This is a genomic window from Candidatus Zixiibacteriota bacterium (genome assembly GCA_036397555.1).
Classification (GTDB): domain Bacteria; phylum Zixibacteria; class MSB-5A5; order WJJR01; family WJJR01; genus DATKYL01.
This window is the reverse complement of record DASWIS010000001.1, coordinates 1-17,728: the sequence shown is the minus strand read 5'-3', so window position 1 is coordinate 17,728 and position 17,728 is coordinate 1. Positions and strand designations below refer to the sequence as shown.

The following is a 17,728-nucleotide window of genomic DNA, read 5'->3' as shown; positions in this document are numbered from 1 at the left end:
TCATAATACTAATTCGGAGCATTTGCCCAAGTCAACCCGTCTACTTCTTGCGCTTCGCCGGGCTCTTGGCTTTCGATCTGGCTGTCGACTTCGCTTTTGTTGCGGGTTTACGCGTTGATTTTGTTTTGGAAGTCGATGACTTGCTCTTGGGAGCGGCGGCTTTCGTGCGCTTGGTCATACTCGCCTTGCTTCCCCGGGCGCCCGTCTTTTTGGTCGCCGTACTCTTCGGTTTGGGTGCGGCAGCTTTGGCCATCGGCGCCGCCGGTGTCGGACGCGGTCGGGCGGCCGCAACCGGCACCGGTTGGGAGACTGCCACGGCCGGCCCACCTTCGAGACGTGCCAATTCTTTGCGTTTCTTCTTCAAACGATGGTAGAGATGATCCTCCTGTTTCTTGTCGAAGAGACCCCCGAACGGTCGCGCCAACTGCCGCTCCAAGTCCTCGATTTCGGCTTTGATCTTATCGATCGTCTCCTGCATGTCCGCCTCCTTGCTGTAGTCCCCAGCTAAGATACGTCTGACCGGCCCGGAGGCAACGTGAACACCGCGCGCGGTCATCAGGTATACGTATGGTGACGGCGAACGTCTTGACATGTCTGCCGGACCGCTGTTATCTGCTTGATTCGCTATTCGTTGACCTCGGATCATGTTTATGGGCACCGCCACCGCAGCCAGATCAAAACCGCATCAGATCGACCAGTCGGTCCAAGTCGAGGACCAAAAGCAGCTATACCGCTGGCTGCTGAAGACGCGGACCTTCGACGAACGCTGCCGTAAGCTGTTCAAGCAGGGGCGCTTCCCCGGCACCTATTTTTCTGCGGTGGGCCAGGAGGCCGCGAGCGTGGGCTCGGCCTATGGGCTGACCAAAGACGATATCATCGCGCCGTCGCACCGCGAATTGGGCGCATACATCACCAAGGGCCTGCCGCTGACGGTCTTTCTCAAACAGGTCTTTGCTCGCGCCGACTCTCCGGACAAAGGCAAGTCGCACCCGTGTCACTACGGCTCCCCCGAATTGGGGCTGTTCACTCCCGCTTCGACGATGGGCGCGCAGGTTGTGGTCGGCACCGGCATGGCGCTGGCCCTCAAAATGCGTCAGGAACCGCATATTGTGATGTCGTTCATCGGCGAGGGCGGCACCTCGCGCGGCGGTTTCCACGAAGCCCTCAACTTCGCCGGTGTGCACGACCTGCCGATTGTCTACGTCTGCCAGAACAACCTGTGGGCCGAGTCGGTCCCGGTGTCGCTGCAAAGCGGTGTCGAGCACTTTGCCGATCGAGCCAAAGCTTATGGTTTCGCCGGCGTCACGATCGATGGCAACGACGTTTTGTTGGTGCATAAGACCGTCAGCCAGGCAGTCAGACAGGCGCGCGACGGCGGCGGCCCGACACTGATCGAGTGCCTCACGTACCGTTGGTATGGCCATTCCGAAATCGACCCCGCTGACTATCGATCAGCAAAAGAGGTCGAAGAATGGAAGAGGCGCGACCCGCTGGCCCGTTACGAGGAGTATCTGGAATCTTCCGGTGTGCTGCCCGACGCGGAACGCGCGAGGATGTTGAAGGCCATCGAAGCGGAGATTGACGAGGCAATTGCCACCGCCGAGGCCTCGCCGCACCCGGAGGCCGAGGAAGCGCTCGACGATGTGTATTCATTCTCACCACGTGTCAGTTTTCCCTCGGCGGAGGCACCGAAACCGTCGGGACCGATGAAGCAAGTCACATTCATCGAGGCGATCACCGAGACGATGGCCGAGGAGATGCGGCGTGACGAACGCGTGTTCATCATGGGCCAGGATGTCGGTTTGTACGGCGGTGTGTTCAAAGCAACCAAGGGACTGCAAAAGGAGTTCGGCGTCTACCGCGTACTCGACACCCCGATCTCCGAGGAGTTTATCACCGGCGGCGCGGTCGGCGCGGCAGCAGTCGGAATGCGACCGATTGCCGAAATCCAATTCTCAGACTTTGTGACCTGCGGCTTTGACCCGATCATCCAGCAGGCGTCGCGTCTGCGGTATCGTTCCGGCGGCGGCTGGACCTGTCCGATGGTGATCCGCATCTGCTGCGGCGGCGAGGTCGGCGGCGGACTGTATCACTCACAAACCAACGAGAATTGGTTTTTCGGCACACCGGGGCTGGTGGTGGTCGCGCCATCAACCCCGTACGATGCCAAGGGGCTGCTGAAGGCCTCGATCAGGGGCGAGGACCCGGTCATCTTCCTGGAACACAAACGCCTCTATCGCTGGATCAAGGGCGAGGTCCCGACCGTCGATTACACGCTCCCTCTGGGACGCGCCGACATCAAGCGGCCCGGTTCGCAGTTGACGATTGTCGCCTATCAGCTCATGCTGCATCGTGCGCTGGAAACGGCGGAGGTACTGGCTAAGGAAGGAATCGACATTGAGGTGATCGACTTGCGGACGTTGCTCCCATGGGATAAGGAAATGGTGCTGGAGTCCGCGCGCAAAACCGGCAAGATTTTGGTCGTGCACGAGTCGCCGCACACCGGCGGCGTGGCCGGGGAGATTGCCGCGACGATCATGGAAGAAGCATTCGACCATCTCGATGCGCCGGTCATGCGCCTCTGCGGTCTGGATGTGCCGCCGATGCCGTTTGCGCCGGCCATGGAGGCGTACTATATGCCCAATGCCGACAAGATCGCCGCCAAGGCACGCGAACTGGCGGCGTATTAACAGGATACGGCACGCTCGCGGGGGCTGGCCCCGTCTGGTGAACGACAAGGGGATAATCTGATGCCGCAATCAATCGTGGTTCCGCAAATGGGTGAGAGCGTAGTCGAAGGGACTGTCGGACGCTGGCTGAAGTCCGAAGGCGACCCGATCGACAAAGACGAGACGGTGGTCGAGATCATGACCGACAAGGTCAATGTCGAACTGCCCGCGATTGCCGGAGGGACGCTCGGCAAGATTCTGGTGCCGGAAGGAACGGTCGTCTCGGTCGGCACTGAGATCGGAATCATTCTGGAAAAGGGCGAATCACTCCCCAGCAACGGCGGCAGAAAGTCGGGGGTCGTCGCCAAATCGGCATCGGGCGGCACATCGCCGCTGACGACCATGTCGACGACGACGACGGTGACAAAACCAACGCCGGAGGCCGAGTCGGATGACGGCATGAAAAAGTCATCGCCGGTCGTGCGCCGTCTATTGCGCGAACACGGCCTGACCCTCGCTGAGATTCCGTCGACCGGCGCCGGTGGACGGGTCTCCAAGCAGGACGTGCTCGATTACATCCGCGACCGCAAACCGGCCAGCGCGCCCGGAGCAGGCACCTTCCCACGTCCCCCCGAACCGCAGCGACCGGTGGTGCCGTCCGCGGCGTTCACAATGACCACTTCGGGCTCGCGCGAGGAAAAAACCGAGACTTTGCCCTTGGCCGGTGTGCGCAAGCTGATCGCCGAGCACATGGTCAAAAGCAAGCAGACTTCGCCGCACGTCATGACCATGGACGAGGTCGACTTGACCGAGCTGGTCCGCATCCGTAACGAAAAGAAAGACGAGTGGCGCCAGAAGGTCGGCGCCAATGTCACCTATCTCCCCTTCTTCATGAAGGCGGCGATTGCCGCGTTGAAAGAGTTTCCGACGCTGAACGCGTCGATCCAGGGCGACAAGATTATCCTGCGCAAGTATTACCACCTGGGCATGGCGGTCGGACGCGACGTTGGGTTGATTGTCCCGGTCATCAAGTTTGCCGATCAGAAATCAATCGCCCAAATCGCGCGTGAAGCCGCCGAACTCTCCGATCGCGCCCGCCGCGAAAAGCTCAAACCCGAAGAAGTCTCCGGCTCGACATTTACCTTCACCAATGCCGGAATGTACGGGGCGCTCGCGTCAACGCCCGTCATCAACCAGCCCGAAGTCGCGATTCTCGGGATGCACTTGATACAGAAACGCCCGGTCGTGCGCGACGACCAGATCGTCATCCGCGACATGATGTATGTGACGCTCTCGTTCGACCACCGTCTGGTCGACGGCCACACGGCAGTGCAGTTCGTCCGACGCATCTGCGAACGCCTCGAGAATCCCTGGGAGCTGATGCTGACGATCGGGTAAGATACCCGACAGTCACGTTGTCTCATGGTGTGTCACTCGTCATCCTTCCCTCCCATCCGCCGATGTGGATAGGGGGATGGATGAAGAATCTGCGGTGATAGTCTATGAGTACTCAAACCGTGCACCGGACACCTGTCGCGAGCCCCGAGTGGCGCTTCGCCCCCCGCATCACTGACTGGGGCACTCTCTCCTACGACGAATCCCATACGCGCCAACTGCGCGCACTCGACGAGCGTCTGCACGGAACAATTCCTGACTCGGTTTTCTTCGTCGAGCATCCGCATGTGTACACCTACGGACGGGGATTTCGGGGCACACTGCCGGCGCAACCGACCTTTCCTGTCGATCCCGGCGAGTCGGTTTCGCATGTCACAGTCGAACGCGGCGGCGATGTCACCTACCACGGCCCGGGGCAATTGGTCGCCTATCCGATTGTCGATGTCCGCGCCTTGACGGGCGATTTGCATCGATTCCTGCATTGGCTCGAAGACGTCCTGATCAACACGATGGCTCATTGGGGAATCGCGGGACAACATCATCCCGCGCACACCGGCGTGTGGGTCGGCGATCGCAAGATCGCCTCGATCGGAGTCGCGGTGCGCCAGTGGATCTCCTATCACGGCGTGGCATTGAATGTCACGACCGATCTGCGCTATTTCGGCGCGATCAACCCCTGCGGCCTCCCGGCCGAAGTGATGACCTCAATGGTGGAATTGACGGGATCGTCCATCGCGCTGCATGACGTCAAAGCCGAGTTCGTCGCCGCGCTCAGGAACACTCCGTCCCACTAAGCGACTCGGTTTCTCTCGGATTCAGGAGTTAATGGGCTGCGCATCGCCCATGCTACTTCAGCATACGCACGACGTGTGCCGGGTTGCCTGCAACAATCGCGTGCGCCGGAACATCCCTGGTCACAACGGCTCCGGCTGCCACCATCGCACCTTCACCGACGGTCACCGGCAGCAAAACGGCGCCGCTCCCTAAGACGACGCCACGCCGGATCAATGTCGGCTCCCATTTCTCACGCGGAGACGGCGGGAAGCGGTCGTTGGTGAACATGACGCCGTGGGAGATAAAGCAATCTTCTTCAATCGTGACCAACTCGCAGACAAAACAGTGCGATTGCACACGCGTTCGGTCGCCGATGACCGCGCCACGCTGGATCTCAGTGAACGGGCCCACCAAACAGTCTTTGCCGATCGTGCAGCCGTACAGATTGACCGGAGAAATGATCGTTGCCGAGGGATCGATCAGACAGTCGACGATCCGATGCGGGGTTTCGGGCGTCATCGGTGCTCCGGAAGCATTCTTGAAACTGAACTTGTCAAAACGTCCACTCCGCCCGGAAAGCTAAATCGCCGCCTTTACTGCCACAAGCCATTACCGTTCAATGCAGATCAAACCCGACCGACATGGGGGTGGAATAATCGGTCAGGCGAGCGGTAGGATTCGTTGCTGATCGGGTCCAACAAGATTGACAAGGCACGGTCGTTCACTACTTTGGCATCGTGGGCTCACAGGCACACGCGGGGAGACGATCATGAAACGATTGATATTGATCATCGCCAGTTTTGCTGTTGTGCTGTTGGCGGCGAGAACTGAATCTCGCGCAACTGTTATTCACGTGCCATTGGAGCAGTCGACGATCGAAGCGGCGATCACGACGGCCTCGAACGGCGATACCATTCTTGTCGCGCCGGGTGATTATTACGTCAACCTCAACTTCGCCGGGAAACAACTGGCGCTGATCTCGGAATCAGGACGCGCCGTCACGATCCTTCACGCCGCCGACGTCACCCAGGATTTGATCAACATCCCGGGGTCATCCGGAACCGGGAATTTGATTGTCGGATTCACTCTGCGTGACGTGGACATCCACAACAACGAGGCGGTCGAATGCGTCGGATCGGGCGTGACGATTCGCGACTGTCGGCTCATCAACAACCGCGAAGCGGCCGTTTATGTGCGAAGCGGCGGATCGATCTGGGCATACGACAACGAGTTTATCAGCAATCGTTCGGCGGGGCGGGCCTCGGGAATGCTCATCAGCGATTTTGCCGAGATGGTCGCCGTCGGAAATCGCTTCATCGACAACACCGGCGGCAGTTTCTTCACGACCGGCGGCGCCGCAATTCATGTTTACGATGGTCGGTCGGCGCTCATCATCAACAACCTGTTTGTCGACAACCGGACACCGGGGCGTGACGGCGGCGGTGCCTATGCCTCGAACGTCGATACCGTCATCATTCGAAACAATACGCTGGATTCCAACAATGCCCGCAACGGCGGCGGGATTTATCTGACCAACGCGGTCTACGCGGAAATTGTCAGCAACATCGTCACGCGCAATTACGGTTCACCCGGGTCGGGGATTTACGTCGGGGCCGGCGTGACCACGCTTGTCCAGGACTACAACGATGCCTGGCACAACCACGCATCAAACCACAGCGGTATCGGCAGCAGTCCGGGCGTGCATTCGATTTCGACCGACCCCGGCTACACGAACCCTGACGCGTGGGACTACATGTTAAACCCGCTGTCCCCCTGCATCAATACCGGCGATCCCGATCCGGCGTACAACGATCCCGACGGTTCCCGCGACGACATCGGTGCGTTTCCTTACACGCTGGGTGATTGGGATGGTGACGGCGTCGCAGACGATGTTGACAATTGCCCGCTGATTGCGAATACGGATCAAAGTGATACGGACGGCGATGGATTAGGGGATGCCTGTGATCCCAATCCGAACAATTCGCCCGAGTGGGGAGCGGCGGTCAACGTCGGTGCGCCGATTAACACGGCGTATCACGAGGGACAATGCGACATCTCGGCCGATGGACAAATGTTGATCTTCGCATCCGACCGTCCGGGCGGTTCGGGAGGTTACGATCTCTGGATGTCGATCCGCGACGGTGACATTTGGGCTGACCCCGTCAATCTGGGACCCGACGTCAATTCCCCAGCAGAGGATCAAAAGGCGTCGATCTCGCCCGACGGTCAGACAATTTACTTCCGTTCGAAGCGTTCCGGGGGCCCGGGTGGATTTGACCTTTACCAGTCTCAGTGGACTGGAATGGAGTGGGCACCGGCGACTCTGATGCCCGGCCCGATCAACACGCCGGCAGGGGAATTTGCCGGTGAGATTTCTCCGGATGGCGCGCAGTACTACACGGCCGCGGAGCGTCCGGGGATCAGTTCCGGATGGGCCAATGTCTTCTATTCGAACTGGACAGGTTCGAGTTGGAGCGCGCTGGTCCACATTCCCGAACTTGCGTCATCCACCGACTTCGGCGGTGTGGTCGGGTTTGCGTCCAACTACATGATTATCGACTGGTTGAATACATCCGACGGATACGGCAGCTATGATCTGTTCGAATCATTCAAGATCGGCGGTGTCTGGCAACCACCTCAAAACCTTGGGGCAGCGGTGAATTCTTCGGTGTACGACTGGCAGCCGACGACGTCCCCATCCGGCGATACTTTGTTCTTTTCATCACAGCGCACCGGAGGAATGGGAGGTTTCGACATCTGGTTATCCGCACGTACTCCGGCCGGAGATTGGGATGGCGACGGTGTCCTCAACATCAGCGATAACTGCCTGACGGTCTACAATCCCGGCCAGGAAGACAGCGACGGCGACGGGGCGGGCGATGTGTGCGACAACTGTCCAGGGACCCCGAATGCCACTCAGGAGGACCCCGACGGCGATCAGGTCGGGACCGCCTGCGATAACTGCCCCGATGCTTATAATCCCGACCAGACGGATACCGACGGTGACGCTACCGGGGATGTCTGCGAACCTCTGCCCGGCGGGGTGGTCGTCGAGTCCCGGACTGTGCAGGAAGGTCAGCAGAATGTCGAAATCGGCGTCTTTGTGACCAACGACGTCGATCTGACCGGTCTGGTCCTGCCGCTGGAATTCCGACGCGTCAATGCCGGCTCGTTCATCGCCAACTCATTCTCATTAAACGTGCAGGGACGTGTCGGGGCAAGCGGGCTGACCGACTTCTCAGTCCTGCAGTATTACGACTCCCCCGATGGCTTTCCGGCCTGCAGCGGCCCGGTTTCCCGCAGCTACGAAACCGGAGCGGACAGCCCAGGAGCGGAGTTTTATTCCAGCCCGAGCTCCGTGATGTGGTTCGGCGTCAACGCCACAAATCCTTGTCTGACAGCCGGTACCGACGGCACGCCGGAGACTGGAACGCCATCGTTCGTGCTCACATTCGACGTGAGCAGCATGGCTGGCAGCTTCGAGATCGACACCGCCTGTGTCGTACCGGGAAACCATTTGGCGATGATTGAATGCGGCGCAGAAGAACCGATTGACGTGTCCTTCGCGAAAGGCGTCATCACCATCATCCCCTGCCCCTGCCAGTGTCACGGTGATCCTGTGTGCGAGGGGGTCACCAATGTCCTCGATGTCATCAAAGCGGTGGGCATCGCCTTCCGCAACGAGCCGGCGATCCCGGACCCGGCGCCGGCATGTCCGCGTACGACGACCGATGTCACCTGCGACGATGTGACCAACGTGCTGGATGTGGTTGCCATCATCGATGTCACATTCCGCAACGCCAACCCGTTCACGACCTATTGCGCCCCGTGCACCGAATAGAATAGAGCACAAAGACAGCTTCGTGCCATAACCGACGGCCCCGGGATGTCCGGGGCTGTTTGTTTTTGCCGGGGAAAACGACTGATCGGTCGTCTGGCTCTGCCGATAGCCATATACAGACGAATCCGGGCCCGGCCGACCAAACTTTTCAGGGGCCGCGGCGTAGCAAGATGGTGATTCGCTGATGTTCAGACGAGCCGTTGACAGATCAGGCGGGGAGAGTCCCCCCGAGGATACTGAGGGACCGCAGACGGGACATGCTCGTACGGACAGTCCCCGACCCCATGGGCTGCCATCCCGCTTTGTCAGAAAATTCCTCCGCGCATTGCCAGAAACCCCCGGAATTCGTATAGTGGGAGTCCGCGCCCTCATGCCGGCGCCGTATTCCAAATTCCACTCACATGCGTCGTAATCGATCAACCAAAGGGATAGACACGTGTCGACTGTAGCAGCAGACAAAAAGCACCCCAAACTGGAACCGGAAGTCCTTGAACGGGTCACGATTCGTTTTGCGGGCGACTCCGGGGACGGCATCCAAGTTCAGGGAAACCAATTTACGCTGGCGACCGCGATCGCCGGCAATGATCTGGGCACTTTTCCGGATTTCCCTGCCGAGATACGCGCCCCGGCGGGAACCCTTCCCGGCGTGTCGAGCTTTCAGATCAGTTTCTCGCAACATGAGATTCACACGCCCGGCGATGCCCCCGATGTCCTGGTGGTGTTTAATCCGGCGGCGCTGAAGGTGCACCTGCGCGATCTGGGGCGGGGCGGCACAATCATCGTCAATTCCGACTCCTTCAACACGCAGGGGTTAAAAAAGGCGGGATACGAGAAGAGCCCGCTGGACGACGGTTCGTTGGCGGCGTATCGGCTCATCCAGATCCCGATGTCCACACTCAACACCCGGGCGCTGGAAGAGGTGCCGTTGACGGCCCAGGAGAAAAACCGCTCGAAGAATTTCTTCGCCCTGGGCGTGGTCTATTGGCTCTACGATCGTCCGTTGGAACCGACGGTGCAATGGATCAACGAGAAGTTCGGAAACACGCCGGATGTAGCCACTGCCAACCTGACCGCACTCCGGGCCGGATACAACTTTGCCGACACGACCGAGATCTTCACCAGCCACTACACGGTGCGTCGCGCCCCGTTGCCTCCGGGCGATTACCGCAACATCTCCGGCACCGAGGCGATTTCCTACGGACTGCTGGCGGCCACCTATCTCTCGAAGACGACGCTGTTTTATGCCAGCTATCCGATCACACCGGCCAGCGACATGTTGCACACACTGGCCGCGCACAAAAACGACTTCGGCGTCAAGACCTTCCAGGCCGAAGATGAGATCGCCGCGATCTGTGCCGCGATCGGCGCATCCTACGCGGGGAACATCGGCGCCACCGGTACCAGCGGCCCCGGCATGGCGCTCAAAGGTGAAGCCATCGGTCTGGCCGTGATGGCGGAACTGCCGCTGATCATCATCAATGTCCAGCGCGCCGGCCCTTCGACCGGCATGCCGACCAAGTCGGAACAGACCGACCTGTTGCAGGCGGTGGTCGGGCGCAACGGCGAGTGCCCGGTGGTCGTGCTGGCGCCGCGCAGTGCGGCCGATTGTTTCGCCACCGCCATCGAGGCGGTGCGGCTGGCAACGAAATTCATGACCCCGGTCATCATTCTCTCCGACGGGTTCTTGGCCAATTCCTCGGAACCGTGGCGGCTGCCCGATATCGACACGCTGCCCGAATTCTCGATTCGGCGCGAGGTCGAGGCGAAAGTCTTTCATCCCTACGAGCGCGACCCCGACACTCTGGCGCGCCCGTGGGTTATTCCCGGCACTCCCGGGCTGGAGCATCGCATCGGCGGACTGGAGAAGGAGAATGTGACCGGGAACGTCAGCTACGACCCGGTCAACCACGAGACGATGGTCTATCTGCGCGCGCAGAAGGTCCGCCATGTGGCAATGGACTACCCGCCGACAAAAGTTGACGGGGATCCTTCGGGGACGCTGTTGGTTGTGGGCTGGGGCTCGACGTACGGGCCGATTCGCACCGCCGTCGAAAATGTGAGACGCAAGGGGAAGAAAGTCTCCTACGTGCACTTGCGATACCTGTGGCCGTTCCCCAATGATCTGGGAGGCATCCTGAAGGACTTCGAAACCGTCCTCGTTCCCGAATTGAATCTCGGGCAACTGCGGATGCTGCTGCGCGGCGAGTACGGTCTGCCGGTTGTCGGGCTGAACAAAGTGCAGGGCCAGCCGTTTAAGATTGCAGAGGTGCAGTCCAAAATCGAGGAGCTCATCTAAATCATGACACCGACAACGACCGCCGGCCCCAAGTTGACCCGTCAGGACTTCGTGTCCGATCAGGAGATCCGCTGGTGTCCCGGCTGCGGCGACTACAGCATCCTGGCACAGATGCAACGCGTTCTCCCCGAATTGGGGATTCCCCGGGAGAAGCTCGTTTTCGTCTCGGGAATCGGCTGCTCCAGTCGCTTTCCATATTACATGAACACCTACGGATTCCACACGATCCACGGACGCGGCACTGCGGTTGCCACCGGCATCAAGTGCGCGCGCCCCGATTTATCGGTCTGGGTGGCGACTGGCGACGGCGACGGCCTCTCCATCGGCGGCAACCACATGCTGCATCTGCTGCGCCGCAATGTTGATGTAAAGGTCCTGCTTTTCAACAATCGGATCTACGGACTGACCAAGGGGCAAACCTCGCCGACATCGGAACGGGGCAAAATGACCAAGTCGACGCCTTTTGGATCGATCGAGAATCCGATTCACCCGATTTCATTCGCCATCGCCGCCGAGGCAACGTTCGTGGCGCGTACCATCGATGTCGACTCGGCGCATCTGCAGGAGATCCTCAAGCGCGCCGCGATGCACAAAGGGATTGCGTTTGTCGAGATTCTGCAGAACTGCAACATCTTCAACGACGGCGCCTGGGATGATGTCTCCGACAAATCCAGGCGCAGCGACAACGTGGTGGTCTTAGAGCAGGGAAAGCCGCTGATCTATGGGGCCAACCGCGACAAAGCCATCCGGATCACAGGGTTCTCGCTGGAATCAGTCAAGACCGGTCCCGACGGTGTCCCGGAATCGGACCTGCCCCTCCACGACGAACATACGCCGAATTCCATGTGGGCATTCCAATTGAGTCGGATGGAACAGATCGGACTGCCCACGCCGATCGGTGTCTTCCGTGCCGTCGAGGAACCGACCTACGACGAACTGCTGGAGACGCAAGTCCAAGATGCCAAGGAACACGGCAGCCGTGACCTGCTGCGCAAATTGCTCTACTCCGGCCAGCGCTGGACGGTCGGCGGCAACGGCTCCGGCGGCGGCAACTGACGACAATCGCGAATCCCGAAAAACAAAGCCCCCGATCCGCAATTGAAGATCGGGGGCTTCTGCTGTGTGGACGGCTTAGCAGCGCGGCCGGGATACATTCTGCGTCCCGTTCGGCTGGGTGACTCTGACGGTGCCTGATCCGTCAGGGTTCACAAAACTCACCGTGATGAGCCCGCGCCGATTCCATCTCCATCGGGTGCTCGTCGATCGAGGCGCTTCTGTGCATCGAGCGATTCTTAGGCAAGCCGTGATCAACACACGCGCGCCGCTGCAATCTCACGACGCTTGCAGCTTTCCTGCGCGACGGAGAAAGTGAAACACGATATGCCAGCCGATCAGAATCACGAGCAGCGGCACGACAAACGCGGTCTGGGACGTCAGACCGAAATTGCCGCCCGCCAGCGCCGTCGTGTGCTGGTTGAGCATCGTCCAGAGCAGCGGCACCGACAGGTAGACATTGTGCCGCACGCGCATTCCCGCTTCGGCGAGCAGCGCCGGATCGGGCGTTGCGCCCTCCGTCAACGCCGAGACGATTCTTTTCATGAGCGCGCGTGAACGCACGAGCAAATTGAACGCCATGATATTGCCGAAGAGCAGCCCGATGTGGATGTTGACGGAGCGATGGCTGTAGTGCGCAAGGTGATCCATCAGGACGACATAACACGCGACGAGGACAAATCCACTGGCCCCGAAGAGGCGGCCGTTCTTTGCCAGGTTGCTGCGCGCCAGCAGCTCATAGACCACGACACCGGCATAGGGCACTATCGCCAAAATCCCGCCCAGCGCTCCCCAACCGAATTCCGGCTGATACACCTGTTTGCCCATGTGGAAGACCATTCCATAGAGAAGAATCCCGGTCACCCACCCCCACAGTGCTCCCAGGCGCGACCACCACATCAGACGCGACCCGATCTCCGTCGCGACAGTTTTCAGCGAGTCGCCGCTGAGCTTGGACATGACCTGCATGTTGACGAACGCGTGGGCGTAGACAGTCCCCAGCCAGATCACGCCGAAGATGACATGCACCCAGCGTAAGAGCACCTGCACCAATTCCATCAATGTCCCCTTTCGATTTGCGGATCGTGTTGTGATCCGTGTGGAAAAACCCGGTGATTGGACCTGCGGGCAAGCGATTTCGCAAACCCCCAGGTGCGTATCGGTTGACTTTTCCCGGCTTAGGGCCAAACATCCGCTGTTTGGCGCGTATCCCCATGGGCCGTCGGGTGCCACCGAATGGGCCGAACGGACCCTCTAACGGGAGCATTGTACGTGGTATCGAAAGAACAGGTTTTAGATGCGCTCAAAGTCGTGGTCGATCCCGACCTGCATCGCGACATCGTCTCATTGGGATTCGTCAAGGATGTCGCCGTCTGCGACGGCGCTGTCAAGGTCACCTTGGAGCTGACCACTCCCGCTTGTCCGGTCAAAGACCAACTGCAGGCCGAGGCGGAGCGGGCAATTCGGGGGATCGACGGCGTCGAGACCGCAAACGTCACGATGGTCGCACAGGTGCGTCCGATGGGACACATGGCCTCCGGACAGATTCCCGGCGTGCGCAACATCATCCCCATCGGATCGGGTAAGGGCGGGGTCGGCAAGTCGACCGTATCGGCGAACATCGCCGTGTCGCTGGCACAAACCGGGGCCTCGGTCGGGCTGATGGATGCCGACGTGTATGGTCCCAGCATCCCGACAATTTTAGGGATTAGCGAATTACCGCACCCCGGACCCAAGGGGATCATTCCGGTGACAGCGCACGGAGTCAAAGTCATCTCGATGGGGTTCTTCTTAAAGCCCGATCAAGCGGTCGTCTGGCGCGGCCCGATGCTGACGAAGATGATCGATCAGTTCATCAACGGGGTCGAATGGGGCGAGATCGACTACTTGATCGTCGATCTGCCGCCGGGCACCGGCGACATCCATCTGAGTTTGTGTCAGCGCATCTCGCTGACTGGCGCGGTGGTGGTCTCAACCCCCCAAGACGTAGCATTGAGAGTCGCCGAGAAGGCGATCATTATGTTCCGCCAACTGAAAAGCCCGATCCTCGGCATGGTCGAGAACATGAGCCACTTCATCTGCCCGCACTGTGGGCACCGCGAGGACATCTTCAGCAACGGCGGCACCGTGCGCGCCGCCGAACGGCTCGGTCTGCCGTTTTTGGGCGACATCCCGTTGGCAACCAATCTGCGAGAGACATCGGATGCCGGGCGGCCGATTGTGACCGAGCAGCCCGACTCACCGGCTGCGAAGGCATTCAAGAGTATCGCCGAAAAACTGGCCGCGCGCGTGAGCATCCAAAACATGCAGGAACAAGCCGAACCGCCGGTGAAGATCACGTTTTAGTGGCCCTCACGAACATGCATCCCCCGGAAGTCCAACATGTCATGCTGAGTCCCTTCGTCCCGCGCCCATGGCGCGGGACGAAGGGGCGAAGCATCTGCTTTTGCATTTTCGTGACGGTCAGCCCTTGGGCTGACGATCATCGCGTAGCGATGAAGCGCGTTTGACGAATCAAATAGGGCCTGCGGCCAGAGGGCTGACCCGCACGAACTCCATGAGCGAAGCAGAGTCCCCGCGTCCCATCGAGATCACCCGCGCCAACCAGCATGACATCAAAGTCATCTGGAACAACGGCGCCGAGACGATCTTCCCGGCGCGAATGCTGCGGCTCGCCTGCCCCTGCGCCGAATGCATCGATGAAATGTCAGGACGAAAACGGCTGCGAGAAGAAGCAGTTCCGAAAGACGTACACCCGCTCTCAATCAGCCCGGTCGGACGCTACGCGATCCAAATCCAATGGAGCGACGGCCACCAGACAGGGATTTACACGTGGGAGCGGCTATATCAGTTGACGCGAATGGCGTGACTCCCCAACGTGTGCGGGTGAGCCCTTGGGCTGACCACAATTTGTCATCTCCACTTTTCTGAGACCATGCCGCAAGAGACGATCGCTTCGCGGCTTCGCGAATACGGCCCCCGTCCGGTTACTGTTGACAACGGACAGGGCAGACTCTAGCTTCCTCACAACCAAAGGATTGAGCGCGCCCATGCGCGAGATCATGCCGCAACAGATGTCCGGGGATCCGGATGCACGGCGACATGCATTCGGAACGGCGACGATTTCGGAGGTCGCAGGACGCCGGGGGGCATGGATGCGGACGTTATTCCTCGTTATCCTGTTGATGGCGTCCTGCAGTTCGAAATCCAACGATCCCCAGCCGGTGGTGATCAAACAGATCTGGTATACCCCCGCCTGGTCGCCAGACGGCCGCGAGATCGCATGTGCCATAACGCGGATAGATCACTCAAATGAGCGAGGCTCCTTCGTCAGCATTCTTGACGCAGCCACCGGCGAAGTCCGCCGTGAGCACCCGCTCGATTTTCCTCCGCCCTTTGCCTTCAGTTGGACCCCTGACGGCGCGTGGCTCTTGTTCGGGGCAAGCCCAGGGATTTTCAAGCTGTCCTCACACTTGGACTCTCTGGTTCAATTGACTTCAGGAGAGGCTCACACCCACCCGTCATTTTCCAAGGCAAGAAACATTGTCTTTTTCAGTGTCAACGATGCCCGCCTTGGCGGTCTTTATTCCGTCACTTTGTCAGGGGATAGTCTGCGCAGGTGGAGCACGCAGGACACCCATGTTCTTTGGACTTCCGCGTTCCCGGATGAGAGCGATTCCCTTATCGGTTACGACGCAATGCGGAGCCCCTACCGGCTCATTGTCTTCAGTCCCGAGGCAATCGGATCGGCGCTCTTCCTTGGTGGCGAGTCACATGGGGGGGGGACAGCACACATTTCGCCCGATCACCGCTTTGTCGCCTATAACAGAAACGTGATTATCGACGAAATAGGCAATCTTGTCCTGCTCGACCGCTCGACGGATTCCTCGTGGGGGATCACGCCACTTCTGACTTCCGAAATGTCATTCTCACCGGACGGGAGAAAACTCGTCTATCCGATACTTGCCGGAAAGGAGGTGGGACTATGGATCCTGGATGTGCAAACCGGTGAGCAGACACGTCTCACCGACGGAACACAGTAGAACCTTATGGCTTCATCACACAAAGGAGGCGTGTATGAGCCGTACAAAACACGGACACAGGTGGTCTGCCTGACCCTTCTCGGACTTTGCTTCGGATGGTCCAATGTTTCCCGTGCAGAGGCACCCCCTCCGCAAGACTCGCTCTGGAGCCAACAATGGAACATGAAAAACACCGGGCAGACTGGTAGCCCACAGCTTGCTGTGGGATGGCAGGACTCGCGATTTGAAGCATTCCCACAGCAGAGGGGCCTGTTGAAAAACCCTTGCGGGTAGAGTTTGCGGTGTGAAGTTGTGCTCATGCAAACAAGACGCAAGCAGTTGGGCTACGAGATGACGCTGCTGCCGCCGCTGGAGAGCCTCATCCCGGCGGAGCATCGACTGCGGAAGCTGGACCGGGTGCTGGATTTGTCGTTTGTGCACACGGCGGTGCGGGATCGCTACTGTCAAGACAACGGGCGTCCATCGATTGATCCGGAGGTCGTGATGCGCCTGTTCATACTTCAGGCGATGGAAGGGATTCGGTCGGTGCGAGAGTTGATGAATGAGGTACAAGTGAACTTAGCGTATCGCTGGTTCATCGGGTACCGGGTGGATGAGCCGTTGCCGGATCATTCGAGTCTGTCGCGGGCGTTGGATCGGTTCGGGGACGCGCTGTTCAATGAGTTGTTCGTGCACAGCATCGCGCAATGCCGTCAGACAGGACTGATCGAGGGTCGGGTACTGCATCTGGATGCGACGACGATTCGGGCGGATTTGGACCGTGAGCGAGTCGGCACGGCGGACAGTCCGGACCCGGATGCACGTTATGGGAAGTTTCCGGGGAAGCGCACGGCGCCGGGGTACAAGCAGCAGACGGTGGTGGACCAGAAGGCGCGCGTGATCGTAGATGTGTCGGTGACGTCGGCGGAACGTCACGAGCACGACGGGGCCATCGACGCCGTCGAGCGTGCCATGACCAACATCGGTCAGGCACCGGAGGCTGTGTGTGCGGACGCGGCGTATGCGAGCGGCCACCATCGGGCGGCACTGGAGGCACGGGGCGTCCGCTTGGTCAGTCCGCCGCCGAAACCGATCACGCATACCGGCACCGAGTACTTCACGACAGAGGATTTTGCCTACGACGAGTCGCGGGACGAGTTCACCTGCCCGGCGGGTCAGACGTTGCGTTGTATCGGTCCGGTGAAGGAGCGCCCGCATCTGCGGCGGTATCGGGCGTTGCGCACGGTTTGTCGCGTGTGTCCCTTGAAATCCTGCTGCACCACCGCGCCGCACCGCACACTGAAGGTGAGTGTTCACCACGCCGCGCTGATCCGGTTGCGCGCGGACAGCCGCACCGACAGCTTCCGCGCGTTGTATCAAGCGCGGTCCCACGTGATCGAAGGGATCTTCGCCGAAGCCAAGCAGTGGCACGGACTGCGACGCGCCTGGCGGCGTGGTCTGTCCAACATGCTGATGCAGAGTCTGTTGATCGCGGCAGTGCTCAACTATAAGCGGCTGATGGCGGCCGTTCGCTTGTGCGAAATGATCCTCGCACGCGCCGCACTCCGATGGTGGGATCGGTCTGACACCAACCCCGTCGATCTCAACTACAGGATCGCCATCGCTTGATAACCTTCACCGATCAACTGACGACAAACGGGTTTTTCAACACGCCCCA

Annotated in this window: 13 protein-coding genes; 10 read left to right on the top strand and 3 right to left on the bottom strand. The window is 59.8% G+C overall.

Annotated elements, in window-relative coordinates; translation table 11 throughout:
• Nucleotides 1–40: 40 nt before the first annotated feature.
• Nucleotides 41–478 (bottom strand): hypothetical protein, encoded by a 438-nt coding sequence (locus tag VGB22_00065; GenBank protein HEX9749674.1) that lies wholly within the window; start codon nucleotides 476–478, stop codon nucleotides 41–43.
• A 172-nt stretch (nucleotides 479–650) separates the two neighbouring features.
• Here VGB22_00065 and VGB22_00060 point away from each other — a divergent pair, with 172 nt between their 5' ends.
• The 3 genes from VGB22_00060 to lipB all read left to right on the top strand — a co-directional run bounded on the left by VGB22_00060 (nucleotide 651) and on the right by lipB (nucleotide 4,858).
• Nucleotides 651–2,690 (top strand): pyruvate dehydrogenase complex E1 component subunit beta, encoded by a 2,040-nt coding sequence (locus tag VGB22_00060; protein ID HEX9749673.1) that lies wholly within the window; start codon nucleotides 651–653, stop codon nucleotides 2,688–2,690.
• 60 nt (nucleotides 2,691–2,750) lie between these two features.
• Entirely contained in the window at nucleotides 2,751–4,067 is a 1,317-nt protein-coding gene (locus VGB22_00055) for a dihydrolipoamide acetyltransferase family protein (GenBank protein ID HEX9749672.1), read from the top strand.
• Between the two features lie 119 nt (nucleotides 4,068–4,186).
• On the top strand, nucleotides 4,187–4,858 hold the full coding sequence (gene lipB, locus VGB22_00050) for a lipoyl(octanoyl) transferase LipB (protein HEX9749671.1): 672 nt from the start codon (nucleotides 4,187–4,189) through the stop codon (nucleotides 4,856–4,858).
• A 52-nt stretch (nucleotides 4,859–4,910) separates the two neighbouring features.
• Here the strand turns inward: lipB and VGB22_00045 are convergent, their stop codons facing one another.
• Nucleotides 4,911–5,357 carry an acyltransferase gene (locus VGB22_00045; protein HEX9749670.1) on the bottom strand — a complete coding sequence of 149 codons (447 nt, stop codon included), beginning with the start codon at nucleotides 5,355–5,357 and terminating at the stop codon, nucleotides 4,911–4,913.
• Nucleotides 5,358–5,607: 250 nt separating this feature from the next.
• Here VGB22_00045 and VGB22_00040 point away from each other — a divergent pair, with 250 nt between their 5' ends.
• The 3 genes from VGB22_00040 (at nucleotide 5,608) to VGB22_00030 (ending at nucleotide 12,031) form a co-directional block, all read left to right on the top strand.
• Nucleotides 5,608–8,679, top strand: a complete 3,072-nt coding sequence (locus VGB22_00040; protein HEX9749669.1) for a thrombospondin type 3 repeat-containing protein — start codon at nucleotides 5,608–5,610, stop codon at nucleotides 8,677–8,679.
• A 436-nt stretch (nucleotides 8,680–9,115) separates the two neighbouring features.
• Nucleotides 9,116–10,975, top strand: a complete 1,860-nt coding sequence (locus tag VGB22_00035; GenBank protein HEX9749668.1) for a 2-oxoacid:acceptor oxidoreductase subunit alpha — start codon at nucleotides 9,116–9,118, stop codon at nucleotides 10,973–10,975.
• 3 nt (nucleotides 10,976–10,978) lie between these two features.
• Entirely contained in the window at nucleotides 10,979–12,031 is a 1,053-nt protein-coding gene (locus VGB22_00030) for a 2-oxoacid:ferredoxin oxidoreductase subunit beta (GenBank protein HEX9749667.1), read from the top strand.
• Between the two features lie 276 nt (nucleotides 12,032–12,307).
• Here the strand turns inward: VGB22_00030 and VGB22_00025 are convergent, their stop codons facing one another.
• Entirely contained in the window at nucleotides 12,308–13,087 is a 780-nt protein-coding gene (locus tag VGB22_00025) for a urate hydroxylase PuuD (GenBank protein HEX9749666.1), read from the bottom strand.
• Nucleotides 13,088–13,300: 213 nt separating this feature from the next.
• Between VGB22_00025 and VGB22_00020 the strand changes: the two genes are divergently transcribed.
• The 4 genes from VGB22_00020 to VGB22_00005 all read left to right on the top strand — a co-directional run bounded on the left by VGB22_00020 (nucleotide 13,301) and on the right by VGB22_00005 (nucleotide 17,679).
• Nucleotides 13,301–14,374, top strand: a complete 1,074-nt coding sequence (locus VGB22_00020) for an Mrp/NBP35 family ATP-binding protein (GenBank protein HEX9749665.1) — start codon at nucleotides 13,301–13,303, stop codon at nucleotides 14,372–14,374.
• Between the two features lie 211 nt (nucleotides 14,375–14,585).
• Nucleotides 14,586–14,897 (top strand): DUF971 domain-containing protein, encoded by a 312-nt coding sequence (locus VGB22_00015; protein HEX9749664.1) that lies wholly within the window; start codon nucleotides 14,586–14,588, stop codon nucleotides 14,895–14,897.
• Nucleotides 14,898–15,078: 181 nt separating this feature from the next.
• Nucleotides 15,079–16,071, top strand: a complete 993-nt coding sequence (locus VGB22_00010) for a hypothetical protein (GenBank protein ID HEX9749663.1) — start codon at nucleotides 15,079–15,081, stop codon at nucleotides 16,069–16,071.
• Nucleotides 16,072–16,368: 297 nt separating this feature from the next.
• Nucleotides 16,369–17,679 (top strand): IS1182 family transposase, encoded by a 1,311-nt coding sequence (locus VGB22_00005; GenBank protein ID HEX9749662.1) that lies wholly within the window; start codon nucleotides 16,369–16,371, stop codon nucleotides 17,677–17,679.
• The last annotated feature ends 49 nt before the right edge of the window (nucleotides 17,680–17,728 follow it).